12 protein-coding genes are annotated in these 12,808 nt (G+C 66.6%); 7 read left to right on the top strand and 5 right to left on the bottom strand.

Translation table 11 applies throughout. From position 1 onward, the window contains the following. The 4 genes from trpE to ACW7G0_RS00620 all read right to left on the bottom strand — a co-directional run bounded on the left by trpE (nt 1) and on the right by ACW7G0_RS00620 (nt 3,862). A complete protein-coding gene (gene trpE / locus ACW7G0_RS00635) occupies nt 1-1,563 on the bottom strand; it encodes an anthranilate synthase component I (protein WP_456986980.1) in 1,563 nt (520 codons plus the stop codon). A 168-nt stretch (nt 1,564-1,731) separates the two neighbouring features. After that, on the bottom strand, nt 1,732-2,790 hold the full coding sequence (yegS, locus tag ACW7G0_RS00630; protein ID WP_456986979.1) for a lipid kinase YegS: 1,059 nt from the start codon (nt 2,788-2,790) through the stop codon (nt 1,732-1,734). Nucleotides 2,791-2,831: 41 nt separating this feature from the next. Then, nucleotides 2,832-3,506, bottom strand: a complete 675-nt coding sequence (gene rpe / locus ACW7G0_RS00625) for a ribulose-phosphate 3-epimerase (protein WP_456986977.1) — start codon at nt 3,504-3,506, stop codon at nt 2,832-2,834. A gap of 20 nt (nt 3,507-3,526) precedes the next feature. Continuing rightward, complete coding sequence (locus ACW7G0_RS00620; RefSeq protein WP_456986976.1) at nt 3,527-3,862, bottom strand: J domain-containing protein; 336 nt, start codon at nt 3,860-3,862, stop codon at nt 3,527-3,529. Between the two features lie 158 nt (nt 3,863-4,020). Between ACW7G0_RS00620 and ACW7G0_RS00615 the strand changes: the two genes are divergently transcribed. From ACW7G0_RS00615 to ACW7G0_RS00605, 3 genes are all read left to right on the top strand, one after another. After that, nucleotides 4,021-4,962 carry a phosphoribosylaminoimidazolesuccinocarboxamide synthase gene (locus tag ACW7G0_RS00615; RefSeq protein WP_456986974.1) on the top strand — a complete coding sequence of 314 codons (942 nt, stop codon included), beginning with the start codon at nt 4,021-4,023 and terminating at the stop codon, nt 4,960-4,962. Nucleotides 4,963-4,981: 19 nt separating this feature from the next. After that, nucleotides 4,982-5,458 (top strand): Mpo1 family 2-hydroxy fatty acid dioxygenase, encoded by a 477-nt coding sequence (locus tag ACW7G0_RS00610; RefSeq protein WP_456986972.1) that lies wholly within the window; start codon nt 4,982-4,984, stop codon nt 5,456-5,458. Nucleotides 5,459-5,586: 128 nt separating this feature from the next. Beyond that, the gene (locus ACW7G0_RS00605) at nt 5,587-6,474 is read left to right on the top strand and encodes a DMT family transporter (protein WP_456986970.1); all 888 of its coding nucleotides are present in this window, start codon (nt 5,587-5,589) and stop codon (nt 6,472-6,474) included. A gap of 42 nt (nt 6,475-6,516) precedes the next feature. Here ACW7G0_RS00605 and ACW7G0_RS00600 read toward each other — a convergent pair whose 3' ends face one another. Continuing rightward, nucleotides 6,517-7,380 carry an NAD-dependent epimerase/dehydratase family protein gene (locus ACW7G0_RS00600; protein WP_456986969.1) on the bottom strand — a complete coding sequence of 288 codons (864 nt, stop codon included), beginning with the start codon at nt 7,378-7,380 and terminating at the stop codon, nt 6,517-6,519. Between the two features lie 181 nt (nt 7,381-7,561). Between ACW7G0_RS00600 and ACW7G0_RS00595 the strand changes: the two genes are divergently transcribed. Genes ACW7G0_RS00595 through ACW7G0_RS00580 form a run of 4 tightly spaced genes read left to right on the top strand, consistent with a single transcriptional unit; the run spans nt 7,562 to nt 12,796 of the window. Continuing rightward, a complete protein-coding gene (locus tag ACW7G0_RS00595) occupies nt 7,562-10,390 on the top strand; it encodes a monovalent cation/H+ antiporter subunit A (RefSeq protein WP_456989404.1) in 2,829 nt (942 codons plus the stop codon). Then, the gene (locus tag ACW7G0_RS00590; protein WP_456989403.1) at nt 10,390-10,758 is read left to right on the top strand and encodes a Na+/H+ antiporter subunit C; all 369 of its coding nucleotides are present in this window, start codon (nt 10,390-10,392) and stop codon (nt 10,756-10,758) included. The genes ACW7G0_RS00595 and ACW7G0_RS00590 overlap by 1 nt, the downstream gene beginning before the upstream one ends. Beyond that, entirely contained in the window at nt 10,755-12,308 is a 1,554-nt protein-coding gene (locus tag ACW7G0_RS00585; RefSeq protein ID WP_456986967.1) for a monovalent cation/H+ antiporter subunit D, read from the top strand. The genes ACW7G0_RS00590 and ACW7G0_RS00585 overlap by 4 nt, the downstream gene beginning before the upstream one ends. Then, nucleotides 12,305-12,796 carry a Na+/H+ antiporter subunit E gene (locus tag ACW7G0_RS00580; protein ID WP_456986965.1) on the top strand — a complete coding sequence of 164 codons (492 nt, stop codon included), beginning with the start codon at nt 12,305-12,307 and terminating at the stop codon, nt 12,794-12,796. The genes ACW7G0_RS00585 and ACW7G0_RS00580 overlap by 4 nt, the downstream gene beginning before the upstream one ends. Nucleotides 12,797-12,808 lie beyond the last annotated feature (12 nt).

The following is a 12,808-nucleotide window of genomic DNA, read 5'->3' as shown; positions in this document are numbered from 1 at the left end:
TCAAAGCCCTCGCGCCGCTTCGGCGACCGCGCGGAACAATGCCCGGCCCTTGCTCATGGTCTCTTCCCATTCCTTCTGCGGATCGGAGTCGTGCACGATGCCGGCGCCGGCCTGCACGTGCAGCTTGCCGTCCTGGATCACTGCGGTGCGTATCGCGATGGCGGTGTCGGCATCGCCGTGCCAGCCCAGGTAGCCGATGCTGCCGGCATAGACATTGCGCTTGATCGGCTCCAGCTCGCGGATCACTTCCAGCGCACGGATCTTCGGCGCGCCGGAGACGGTGCCGGCCGGGAAAGTCGCGCGCAGCACATCGGCGTAGCTCAGGCCCGGCTTCAACGTGCCGGTGACCTCGCTGACGATGTGCATGACGTGGCTGTAGCGTTCGATAACGAACTGCTCGCCGACCGCGACCGTGCCCGGCTGGCTGACCTTGCCGACGTCGTTGCGGCCCAGGTCGATCAGCATCAGGTGCTCGGCGCGCTCCTTCGGGTCGGCCAGCAGCTCGGCCTCCAGTGCGTCGTCCTCGGCCGGCGTCGCGCCGCGTGGGCGAGTGCCGGCGATCGGGCGCACGGTGACCGTGCCTTGCCCGGCAGCGTCGTACTGCAGCCGTACCAGGATCTCCGGCGAGGAGCCGACCACCTGCATGTCACCGACATCCAGGAAGTACATGTACGGCGACGGGTTCAGCGCCCTCAATGCCCGGTAGACATCCACCGGGCGGGCCTTGAACGGCACGCTCAGGCGCTGGCTCAGCACCACCTGGAAGATGTCGCCGTCGCGGATATATTGCTTGGATTTCTCGACCGCCTTGATGAAGCCGTCGCGGGTGAAGCCGGAGACGAAATCGGCTTCGTCCAGGCCATTGGGGTCCAGGGTTTCCGGGTACGCCGCTCCGCTGCTGCGCAAGCGGTGGACCAACTGGTCCAGCCGGCGGTTGGCACGCGCATGGGCCTGCGGTTCGCCCGGGTCGGCATGGACGATCAGGTACAGCCGGCCCTTGAGGTTGTCGAACACCGCGACCTCCTCGCTCAGCATCAGCAGGATGTCGGGGGTGCCGAGCTCGTCCACCGGGCCGCTGTCCACGGGAGCGCCGTCGGGCATCCGGGCGTCGCCGGGCTGCGAACCGGCCAGGCGCGGCTCGATGTACTGGATGCATTCGAAGCCGAACCAGCCGACCAGGCCGCCGGTGAACCCCGGCAGGCCGTCGATCTTCGGCACCGAGTACTGCGTGCGCAAACGCTCGACCTCGGCGAACGGGTCGGCGACCTCGCGCGCCTCGACCAGCTCGCCGTGCTCGGTGACGTACAGGGTGTGGCCAGCGAACGCGTACACCCGGGTCGCCGGCAGGCCGATGATCGAGTAGCGGCCAAAGCGTTCGCCGCCCTCGACCGATTCGAACAGGTAGGTGTGCGGGCCGTCGGCGAGTTTCAGGTACACCGACAGCGGGGTGTCGAGGTCGGAAAACACCTCGCGCACCACCGGGATGCGGGTGTAGCCGTCGGCGGCGTGCCGGGCGAACTGTTCGGAGGGGTTATCGGGCGTGGACGGGTCGTGCGAAGTCATGGGGCATTTCCTGGGGATGCGACGGGCTGGGGACGATGGCGGCATGCCACCATCGCCAACCGGTGTCGGCATTGCAGGAAATCGGGTTTGCCCGGAAATTCATGGGCGTACTTTAGCTGCTTCGCCGCGAGTACGCGACGGGCGGGTTGCCGGCGCGTCCTGTATCACTCACGCCGGAAGCAGACCCGACGCAAGCTCAGTCGGCTCCGGTGCATCCTCGCCAGTCGCCGACGACAGCGGGTTCCCTGGCGGGCGCAGCAACGGGCAACCGGGCGGCAGATGCATGCGGATGCGACCGGGCACGCAGTCGATCCGAAAGCGGGTCGACTCCACCGGCTCGCCATCCAGGTTCAGGGTCAGCGGGGTGGAAGTCTCGATCTGCACCCAGGGCAATTGCCGGCGCACCGCAATGCGGTCCAGCGCGGCCTCCTTGCCTTCCGCCAACAGCGCGGCCACGGTGCTGCCGACCTCACCTTCCAGCTCCGGCACGATGGTCAGGTCGAGCAGGCTGTCATCGATCACCGCGTCCGGGCATAGCGCCTGTCCGCCGCCCGCCTGGCGACCGTTGCCGACCCCCAGCGCAATGAAGCCGCCTTCCCAGTTGAACTCGTCGCCCGCCACGGTGATTGCATGGATCCGTGCCGGAATCGCCTCGATCCGGCCGAGCTTGGTGATGCCGGTCACCAGGTAGGCCAGACCACCAAGGATCTTCTTCAAGCCCTCGTCGGTCTCCACCGTGATCTGGGTGCCGAAACCGCCGCTGACCAGGTTGGCACACCAGTGGGTCTGCTCCGCACTGCCGATCCGCAGCAGGTCGATCGGCTGCGCGGCGGTGGCGCGTATCAGTTCCAGCGCGGCATCGGCCTCGACCGGGATCTGCGCCGCAGTGGCGAAATCGTTCGCGGTGCCCATCGGCACCAGGCCGAGGGTAGGCAGGCTTTCGGCGGCTTCGTCGCGATGTGCAAGAGTGGTCGCCACCGCACTGAGCGTGCCATCGCCGCCGGCCGCCACGATCGTGTCGACGCCGTCCGCAATGGCCTCGGCCACGTAGCGCTCGGCGTCGCCGCTTTCCCAGGTCACCCGCACGCTGAGCGCGACGCCGCGCTCGCGCATTGCCATGACTACGGCGCGCAACGCCTCATCACCGGCGGACTTGCCATTGAGGACCAACCGCCAACGCTGCCCGGATCCGACCGGATTCGACTCAATGTTAGTGGGTGCGTTCATGGCAGGACACTAGCAATGCAGTGGTAAAGGTGGCGCTCTGTTCAACGACGTGCGTCGGCCACCGCGGCCTTCATCCGACCGATCACCTCGGCGTAGTCGCCGGAGTTGAAGATCGCCGAGCCGGCCACGAAGGTGTCGGCGCCGGCCGCGGCGATATCGGCGATGTTGTCGGGCTTGACCCCACCGTCGACCTCGAGCCGGATCGCCCGGCCGCTGGCATCGATCCGCTCGCGCACCTGACGCAGCTTGGCCAGCGTGGACGGGATGAACGACTGGCCGCCAAACCCCGGGTTGACCGACATCAGCAACACCATGTCCACGTCCTCCAGCACCCAGTCCAGCACATCCAGCGAGGTCGCCGGGTTCAACACCACGCCGGCCTGGCAACCGTGCGACTGGATCAACTGGATGGTGCGATGGACGTGACGCACGGCCTCGGGGTGGAAGCTGATCATGCTCGCCCCGGCCTGGGCGAAGTCCGGCACGATGCGGTCGACCGGCTCGACCATCAGATGGACGTCGATCGGTGCGGTCACGCCATGCTTGCGCAGTGCCTGGCAGACCATCGGCCCGATGGTCAGGTTGGGCACGTAGTGGTTGTCCATCACGTCGAAGTGGACCCAGTCGGCACCGGCGGCGATGACGTTGTCGACCTCCTCGCCCAGACGTGCGAAATCGGCGGAAAGGATCGACGGGGAAATGATGGTCGGCTGCATGGCGGGGCTCGATGGGCGGGTTATTTGCGCTTGCGCAGGGTCTTGATGCGGTCATAGGCGCCGTTGATCTGGCGCGCCTTGTGCTCGGCCTGCTGGCGCAACTCGCTGGCAGCGCCCTGCAGGCGATCGGGGTGGTACTGGGAAATCAGGCGGCGGTAGGCGCGGTCGATTTCCACATCCGAGGCCTGCGCTGTCAGTCCCAGCGTGGCGTAGGGGTCGTCGCGCCGCAACCGGAACCAGTCGACATCAAAGGCGTGCCCGATCAACAGCCCGATCAGTCCGCCCAGCAAGGGGTTGAACCGCATCAGGGCTGCGCCAGCGAAGACGCCCAGCAATTTTCCGTACCAACGTTTCATCAAGCCCCGGGGCGTACTTGTGGTCAGACAGATCAGTGTACCTGCACGCATGCGCGAGCCGGCGTACACTGCTCGACCCTGTCGCGCCCCGTGCGCGAAAGCCAGCGGTGCCCCGCGGCAGGTTCTGCCATGCTGCGCGTACCACCGAGGGGCTCCAATTGTCCACGACACTGCTGCGACGATCGCTTTCCGAATCCGACCTTCCCGGCCTGCCAATGCGTCACCGCGGCAAGGTCCGCGACGTGTTCGACCTGCCGGCCGAGCGCTTGCCGGCGGGCACCCCACCGGGCGATTACCTGTTGATGGTCGCCACCGACCGGTTGAGTGCCTTCGACGTCGTGCTGCCCGACCCGATCCCCGGCAAGGGCGAGATGCTGTGCCAGATCAGCAATTTCTGGTTCGACAAGACCGCCCACATCGTGCGCAACCACCTGACCGGCATCGACGTGGCGGCGGTGTTGCCGGCCGGCGTCGACGCCAGCATCTACCAGAAGCGCGCGGTGGTGGCCAAACGCCTGAAGCCGGTGCCCATCGAGTGCATCGCCCGCGGCTACGTGATCGGCAGCGGCTGGAAGGACTACCAGCGTACCGGTCGGATCAGCGGCATCGCCCTGCCCGATGGCCTGCCACAAGCGGGCAAGCTGGCCGAACCGATCTTCACCCCGTCGACCAAGGCCGGGGTGGGCGAGCACGACGAGAACATCGACTTCGACACCGCGGTACGCCTGTGCGGCGCCGAACTGGCCGAGGCGGTACGCGACGCGACGCTGCGGCTGTACCGGTTTGCCGCCGACTACGCGGCCGAGCGCGGCATCCTGCTGGCCGATACCAAGTTCGAGTTCGGTACCGACGCGGATGGTCATCTGTACGTGATGGACGAGATGCTGACCCCGGACTCGTCACGCTATTGGCCGGCTGACGAATACCAGCCGGGCACCAGCCCACCCAGCTACGACAAGCAGATCGTGCGCGATTACCTGGAAACCGTGGACTGGGACAAGACGGCGCCCGGTCCTTCGCTGCCGACCGAAGTCATTGACCGCACCCGGGCACGTTACGCTGACGCCTTGCAGAGGCTGGCGGGAATCAACATCGACTGACTGGACAGGCAGGCCCACCATGGCTAAAACGCAACGCCCGATTGATCGCTGGTTCGCCCATTATTCCGGTGACCACCGCAACGCCACCAACCAGTGGATCCACGTGGTTTGCGTGCCGGCCATTGCGTGGAGCGTGGTCGCGCTGTTGTGGTGCATCCCGGCGCCCGGCAGTTGGTTCCGGGACGGCTTCTGGGCCGGGGTGGCGATATTCGCCGCGACCCTGTTTTATTACCGCCAGTCGCGACCGCTTGGATTGGGGATGCTGGCGATGTTCGTGCTGATGGCCTTTGTCAGTCGCTGGATCTTCGATTCCTACGGGGTCACGACCCTGTTGTGGGCGGGTGTCGGCGTGTTCGTGGTGGCCTGGATCGGCCAGTTCATCGGCCATAAGTACGAGGGCCGCAAACCGAGCTTCCTGACCGACCTGACCTATCTCCTGATTGGCCCTGCCTGGGTACTGTCCAAGCTCTACCGCAAGCTGGGCTGGACGTACTGACACCGGGCGCATTGTCGCCAACACTTCGGGGCGCCCACTGCCGTCATCTTCGGTTGGCAAGCTACTGACCGTGCCCCTGTTTTGCCCTCCGGCCCGCACCCACGGGCCAACCAACTGGAAGCCTTTGCATGTCTCCGCGCGATATCGTTTTGATCCTGCTGGTCTGCGTGGCCTGGGCGGGGAACTTCCTGACCTCCGCCTTTGCGCTGCAGGAGATCCCTCCGTTCCTGTACACCGCCTTGCGCTTCATTGCGCTGGGGCTGCCGCTGATGTTCTGGATGAAGCGGCCGCCGCCGGGTCAGTGGACCCGGCTGATCGCGATCTGCATCTGCGTGGGCGTGCTGCACTTCGGGCTCAGCTTCCTCGCCCTGAAGATGGCCGGCGACCTGTCATCGCCGGCGATCGTGGTCCAGAGCTATATCCCGATGACCGCGCTGCTGGCGTGGGTCGTGCTGGGCGAGCGGTTTGCCTGGCGTACCGGCTTGGCGATCGCGATCAGTTTCGGCGGGGTGCTGGTGCTCGGCCTGGACCCGTCGGTACTGGAGCAGTGGGAGGCGGTGGTGCTGATGTTGTTCGCGGCCGCATTCCTGGCCATCGGCACGGTACTGATGAAGGGCTTGCGCGGCGTGGATGCCTTCAGCATGCAGGGCTGGACGGCAGCCATCGCAGTGCTGCCGTTGCTGGCGATCAGCGCATGGCTGGAGCCCCGCGGGATCGTGTCACTGGCAACGGTGAGCTGGGTCGGCTGGGTCGGCGTGGGCTATGCGGCCTTCATCTCGTCGCTGCTCGGCCACGGCCTGTACTACATGCTGGTCCAGCGCTATCCGGTGGCCCAGGTCACGCCGTGGATGTTGCTGGTGCCGGTGATCGCCGTGGGACTGGGTATCGCGTTTTACGGTGACCAGCCGGGCCCGCGGCTTTTCATCGGCGGAGCGATGGTGCTCGGCGGCGTGCTGGGGGTCGCCATCCGTGCACTGAAGAAGTCGCGGACGATGCCACAGGCGCGCGATATCTAGCGCATCGGTTTCCTGCGACGGGCTGGCCCGCCGTCGCTGCGGCTATGGCTGGAACATCGCCGCAACCGGTTGAAACCGCCGCGGCGCGTACCCCAGGTCACGTCGCGCCGGCTCGATATCGAACACCAGGTCGCACCGCATGCGGGCGACTGCGGCGGCGCCCAGGCCACTGCCCAGGCCACCGGCCTGGGCCAGCCGCAGCGCCAGGGTGAACACCGGCACCGGCAACTCCAGCAATCGCGCAGGAGGCTGCAAGGCCGCCAGCACCCGCGCAACCATCTCGCGATAGGGCAGGGTTTCCCCGCCGGGCAAGGCATAGGCGTGGCCATGGCTGGCGGGCTGATCCAGGCAGGCGATGGCAGCGGCCGCCAGGTCGTCCACGTGCACCGGCTGGCGCAGTCCACCAGCCCCGCGTGGAAGCGGGAACCGGCCCCAGCGTTGGCCCAGTGAGGCAATCCGGGTCAGGCTGGCATCGCGCCCGGCACCGTAGACCAGCGTCGGTCGCAGCACCGTGGCGGCGGTCCCGCGCGCGGCAGCGATGTCGAATACCTGCTGCTCGGCCTGTGCCAGGCGGTTGGCGAGGTCCCGCTCGCCCGGCTCAACCGAGTCCTGTTTGGACTCCACGCTGGTGGAGCCGAACGCGATCACCCGGTTGGCCCGGATCCCGGTCTTGCTATACCAGCGGGCAAACCCATCCAGTGGGCCGCAGCTGAAAATCACGTCGACCCGGGCAGGCAATGATGGAGGAGCGTCCAGTTCACCCGGCAGCCAGCGCACACCATCGTCATCCTCGCCACTGCGGGGATGGCGCGAGACGGCGAGCACCCGCCACGTTTCGGTCGGCAGGCACGACAGCACCGCACGGCCGATCTGGCCGCTGCCGCCAAATATCAGTGCCTCACCCATGGACTTTTCCTGCACCGCTTGTGGCGCACCAGCATAACCGCGGGTACTGGCTCGGCATCCAGCGCGGGGAATCCGGAGGGCAAATCGGGGCGTATCAGTTGGCGCATGTCAGTTAGAATCGGCGATCCCGTATCGCGTCGCAGTCGCGGCGACCGCATACGCATCTACTGGAGCCACATTGCTGCCACTCGTGCTAGCCCTGCCATTCGCTTTCGCCGCCTGGGTGATATTGGCCCGTGGTGCAATCCGGCGGACCACGGCGTGGCTGGCTGGCGGTCCGCCGCTGCTGGGCATGCTGGCGTTGGTCGCGATGGCGCCGCAGGTGTTGGCCGGCGAGGTCTTGCGCTTCAGCGTGCCGTGGATCCCGCAACTGGGGCTGGCGCTGTCGTTGCGGCTGGACGGCCTTGCGTGGATGTTCGCCGCGATGGTGCTGGGGGTTGGCGGGCTGGTGGTGATGTATTCGCATTACTACCTGGGGTCGCAGGAGAAGGCGCGCCGGTTCTACGCGTTCCTGCTGCTGTTCATGGGCTCGATGCTGGGCATGGTGATCGCCGGGAACCTGTTGCTGCTGATGGTGTTCTGGGAGCTGACCTCGATCACTTCATTCTTGTTGATCGGCTTCTGGAACCACCGCGAGGATGCCCGCGAAGGCGCGAAGATGGCACTGGCCATTACTGCCGGCGGCGGCCTGGCATTGCTGGCCGGGGTGATCATGATCGGCCACATCGTGGGCAGCTACGAGCTGGACGCGGTACTGCTGGCCGGCGATACGATCCGTGCCCACGCGCTGTATCCGTGGGTGCTGGCGCTGGTGCTGGGCGGGGTATTCACCAAGAGCGCGCAGTTCCCGTTCCAGTTCTGGTTGCCGCATGCGATGGCCGCGCCGACCCCGGTGTCGGCCTACCTGCACTCGGCCACGATGGTGAAGGCCGGCGTGTTCCTGCTGGCGCGCCTGCATCCGGTGCTGGCCGGCACCGACCTGTTCTTCTACGTGGTCAGCTCGGTGGGCGCGATCACGATGCTGGTGGGCGCGTGGAGCGCGATCTTCCAGAACGACCTGAAAGGCCTGCTGGCGTATTCGACCATCTCCCACCTGGGCCTGATCACCTTGCTGTTTGGCCTGTCGACGCCCTTCGCGGTGGTCGCCGGGCTGTTCCACATCCTCAACCACGCCACCTTCAAGGCCTCGCTGTTCATGGCCTCGGGGATCATCGACCACGAGACCGGAACCCGCGACATGCGGCGACTGGGCAACCTGCGTCGCTACCTGCCCTACACCAGCGCGCTGGCGATCGTGGCGAGCCTGGCAATGGCGGGGATCCCGTTGCTCAACGGCTTCCTGTCCAAGGAGATGTTCTTCGCCCAGGCGCTGGAGCTCCCGGGCCCGGATGCGACGCGACTGGCGGTCAGCCTGGCCGCGCTCGCGTTCGCGGTGTTCGGCGTCGCCTACAGCCTGCGTTTCGTGCATGAGACCTTCTTCGGCGCCGGGCCGCGTGCTGTCGACCGGGATATCCACGAGCCACCCCGCTTCATGCAGGTGCCGGTCGCGATCCTGGCGGTGACCTGCGTGGCGGTCGGCATCGCTCCGCAATGGACGATCGGCCCGTTGCTGGCGGCCGCCGCCCATGGCGTGCTCGGCGACCAGGTGCCGGCCTACAGCCTGGCGGTGTGGCACGGCCTCAACCTGCCGCTGGCGATGAGCCTGGCCGGGGTGGTCGGCGGCGTGCTGCTGTACTTCGGCCTGCGCCGGCTGATCGACCTGCACGCCAACGTGCGCAATTCCCTGGGCCGACGGCTGTTCCATTTCAACGTGGACGCCTTGTTCCACCTGGCGCGGCGTTTCACCCACATGCTGGCCAACGACAGCGTGCAACGCAGCATGCTGGCGCTGGTGCTGGTGTCGATTGCCGCCGGCGCGGCTCCGTTCGTGGCGGCGTGGGGCGATCCGCAGCCGCTGCCCGTCGACCGGATCACCCAGTCGATGCCGCTGGTGGCCTGGGTGTTGTGGTTGCTGATGGTCGGCTGCGCGGTGACCGCCGTGGCACTGTACCGCCACCGGCTGCTGGCGTTGATCGCAATGAGCGGGGTCGGCCTGTCGGTAAGCCTGACCTTCGTCGCGCTGTCCGCACCGGACCTGGCGCTGACCCAGTTGCTGGTGGAAACGGTCACCCTGTCGCTGATGCTGCTGGGCCTGCACTACCTGCCCAAGGATTCGCCGCCTGAGCGCTCCAGGCTGCGTCGCGGCCGGGACGGACTGATCGCGGTGGTGGCCGGCGGCGGGGTCGGCGCACTGGCTTGGGCCATGATGACCCGGCCAGCCGACACAATCGCCGGGGAGATGCTGGCGCGGTCGTTGCCCGAGGCGTTCGGCGCCAACGTGGTCAACGTGATCCTGGTCGATTTCCGAGGCTTCGATACCTTTGGCGAGATCACCGTTTTCGCGATCGCCGGGCTGGTCGTGCATGCCCTGCTGCGGCGCGCGCGGATCGCCCCGGAGAAAATAATGCCCGGCGAGCCGGTCAAACTGCCGGTCCCGGCCGACCTGGCCCAGGTACTGTTCCCGCTGACCCTGGTGGTATCGATCTTCCTGTTCCTGCGCGGCCACAACGCACCTGGCGGCGGCTTCATCGCCGGTCTGACCCTGGCGGTGCCGGTGCTGGTGCAGTACGTGATCCAGGGTGCCAATTCGGTTGAATCACGCTTCGGGTTTGACTACATTCGCTGCATCGGCATTGGCTTGCTCGTGGCCGCGCTCAGCGGCGCCGCCTCGATGGCACTGGGCTATCCGTTCCTGACCAGCGGGCATTACGACCTGACGCTGCCGTGGCTGGGCACGATCGGTCTGGCCAGTGCCAGCGCATTCGATGTCGGCGTCTATCTGGTGGTGTTTGGCAGCACGATGCTGATCCTGTCGATGATGGGCACCCTGAAGCCGTCCAAGAAGATGCTCTCCCGACGCGGCACGGTCGACCTGGCGACCCGCTCGGCTGCAACCGGGGAGGTGGCATGATGGAATTGGCGATCGCCAGCGCAATTGGCATTCTCGTGGCCGCCGCGGTGTACCTGATCCTGCGTGCGCGCAGTTTCGACGTGATCCTCGGCCTGACCCTGCTGACGTATGCGACCAACCTGCTGATCTTTTCCGGCGGCCGGCCGGTGGTTGGCGCTCCGCCGGTGATCCGGGACGGGGTTGCCGCCACGCTGGAGCATTACACCGACCCGTTGCCCCAGGCGCTGGTGCTGACCGCGATCGTGATCGCCTTCGCGATGACCGCGGTAATCATCGTGCTGGCGATGCGCAGCCGCGCCGACAACAACACCGACCACGTCAATGGTCGTGAGTCCGAGCCGCCGACCGGCCGCGAGGGCCCGCCATGAACCACCTGGCGATCCTGCCGGTACTGATCCCGCTGTTGGGCGCGGCACTCTCGCTGTTCGTCGAGCATCGGCGGGTCGGCACCACCGTGCAGCGTTCGGTGTCGTGGGTGTCGATGCTGGCGACCCTGGCCGCGGCAATCGCCCTGGTGGCGCACTCCGCCGACGGCGAGATCCTTGTCTATCTGCTGGGCGACTGGCCCTCGCGGCTGGGCATCGTGTTGATGGTCGACCGCCTGTCGGCGCTGATGGTGCTGGTCGCCGGCCTGCTCGCGGTTGCCTGCCTGCTGCACGCGTGCTCGGGCTGGGACCGGCGGGCGCCGCATTTCCACGCCCTGTTCCAGTTCCAGTTGATGGGCCTCATTGGCGCATTCCTGACCGGCGACATCTTCAACCTGTTCGTGTTCTTCGAGGTCCTGCTGATCGCCTCCTACGGCCTGCTGCTCAGCGGCGGGCGCGGGGTACGGATGGCCGCTGGCCTGCATTACGTCGCCTTCAACGTCGCCGCATCGACCCTGTTCCTGATTGCCCTGGGGTTGCTGTATGGCCTGCTGGGCACGCTCAACATGGCCGAGCTGGCGGGCAAGATCGCCCAGGTGCCAGCGCACGACCAGGCCCTGTTGAAGGCCACCATCGGCCTGCTGCTGGTGGTGTTCTGCGCCAAGGCCGCACTGCTGCCGTTGTACCTGTGGTTGCCGGAAACCTACACGCGCGCACCCGCGGCGGTGGCGGCACTGTTCGTGGTGATGACCAAGGTCGGCATCTACGCGGTGCTGCGGATGGGTTCGTTGATGCTGGGCGAGCCTGCCGGCACCCTGGCCGGGTATGGCTGGGACTGGCTGATACCCGCCGCACTGGCGACGCTGGCGGTGTCCGCACTGGGGGTCATGGCGGCTTCCCGGCTGCGGATGCTGGCGGCCTACCTGGTCCTGTTGTCGGCAGCGACGTTGTTGATCATGTTCGGCCTGCGCCAACCCGACACCATTGGCGCCGGGTTGTATTACCTGGCCCACAGCGTGTTCGCGGTTGCCGCACTGTTCCTGATCGCCGATCTGGTCCGTCAGGGCCGCGGCGACGCCGGCGATTTCACCGAACTGCCCGCACCGACGCCACCGCGCAGCCTGATCGGCATGCTGTTCCTGATGGCGGCGATGTCGGTAGCCGGGATACCGCCACTGTCCGGGTTCATCGGCAAACTGGCGTTCCTGCAAGCAGTACCCGCCGCCGATGTGGGTTGGGCCTGGACCGCCATCCTGGTCACCAGCTTGATGGTGATCGTCGGCCTTGCGCGCGCCGGCAGCCGTGTGTTCTGGCGCACGGAGGAGCATCCGCCGATGGCCGCTGATGGCAGCGTCGGCATGGCACGGCGCATCCCGGGCACCCGTTGGCTGGAAACCACGGCGATCGTCCTGCTGCTCGGTTACGGTATTGCGATGAGCCTGGCCGCTGCTCCCATCCTTGATTACACCCGCGCTGCTGGTCATCAGTTGATGTCTCCAACCGACTACATCGACCAGTTACGCGGGACTTCGCCACTAAGGAGGAGCCCGTGAACAGGAAGCGTTGGCTGCCCTCGCTGTCGCTGAGCCTGACCGTCATTGCGTTCTGGCTGGTGATGGTCTCGGAAATCAGTGCGGCCCAGTTCTCTCTGGCGATCCTGCTGGGGCTGCTCATCCCGTTGTTCGCCGCGCGGCTGGATCGTGAGTTCGCGCGCATCGGAAGCCTGCGGCTGGTGCCCAGGATGCTGGGGATCCTGGCCTGGGACGTGCTGATGTCCAACATCGAGGTCGCCCGCCTGGTGCTCGGCCGCGAGAGCACGATCACCCCCGGATTCGTCTGGTTGCCACTGGACATCGACAACATCCACGGCATCGCGGTTTTGACCAGCTTCATCACCCTGACCCCCGGCACCGTCACCGCTGCTCTGTCGGACGACCGCAGGTACCTGCTGATCCATGTGCTGAACCTCAAGGACGCCCGGGAACTGGTCAACGACATCAAGCGTCGTTATGAAACCCCGTTGATGGAGATCTTCCCGTGACCGGTATCCAGG

The sequence above is a fragment of the Lysobacter sp. A286 genome (genome assembly GCF_054052105.1).
Note: the sequence above shows the minus strand (reverse complement) of the source record. Positions and strands in the feature narration are given on the sequence as shown.

Excerpts from the sequence above, each read along its gene's own strand:
- ACW7G0_RS00605 (WP_456986970.1), top strand. The coding sequence starts at position 5,587 with ATGTCTCCGCGCGATATCGTTTTGATCCTGCTGGTCTGCGTGGCCTGG.
- yegS (WP_456986979.1), bottom strand. The coding sequence starts at position 2,790 with ATGAACGCACCCACTAACATTGAGTCGAATCCGGTCGGATCCGGGCAG.
- ACW7G0_RS00590 (WP_456989403.1), top strand. The coding sequence starts at position 10,390 with ATGGAATTGGCGATCGCCAGCGCAATTGGCATTCTCGTGGCCGCCGCG.
- ACW7G0_RS00610 (WP_456986972.1), top strand. The coding sequence starts at position 4,982 with ATGGCTAAAACGCAACGCCCGATTGATCGCTGGTTCGCCCATTATTCC.
- ACW7G0_RS00600 (WP_456986969.1), bottom strand. The coding sequence starts at position 7,380 with ATGGGTGAGGCACTGATATTTGGCGGCAGCGGCCAGATCGGCCGTGCG.
- rpe (WP_456986977.1), bottom strand. The coding sequence starts at position 3,506 with ATGCAGCCGACCATCATTTCCCCGTCGATCCTTTCCGCCGATTTCGCA.
- trpE (WP_456986980.1), bottom strand. The coding sequence starts at position 1,563 with ATGACTTCGCACGACCCGTCCACGCCCGATAACCCCTCCGAACAGTTC.
- ACW7G0_RS00585 (WP_456986967.1), top strand. The coding sequence starts at position 10,755 with ATGAACCACCTGGCGATCCTGCCGGTACTGATCCCGCTGTTGGGCGCG.
- ACW7G0_RS00620 (WP_456986976.1), bottom strand. The coding sequence starts at position 3,862 with ATGAAACGTTGGTACGGAAAATTGCTGGGCGTCTTCGCTGGCGCAGCC.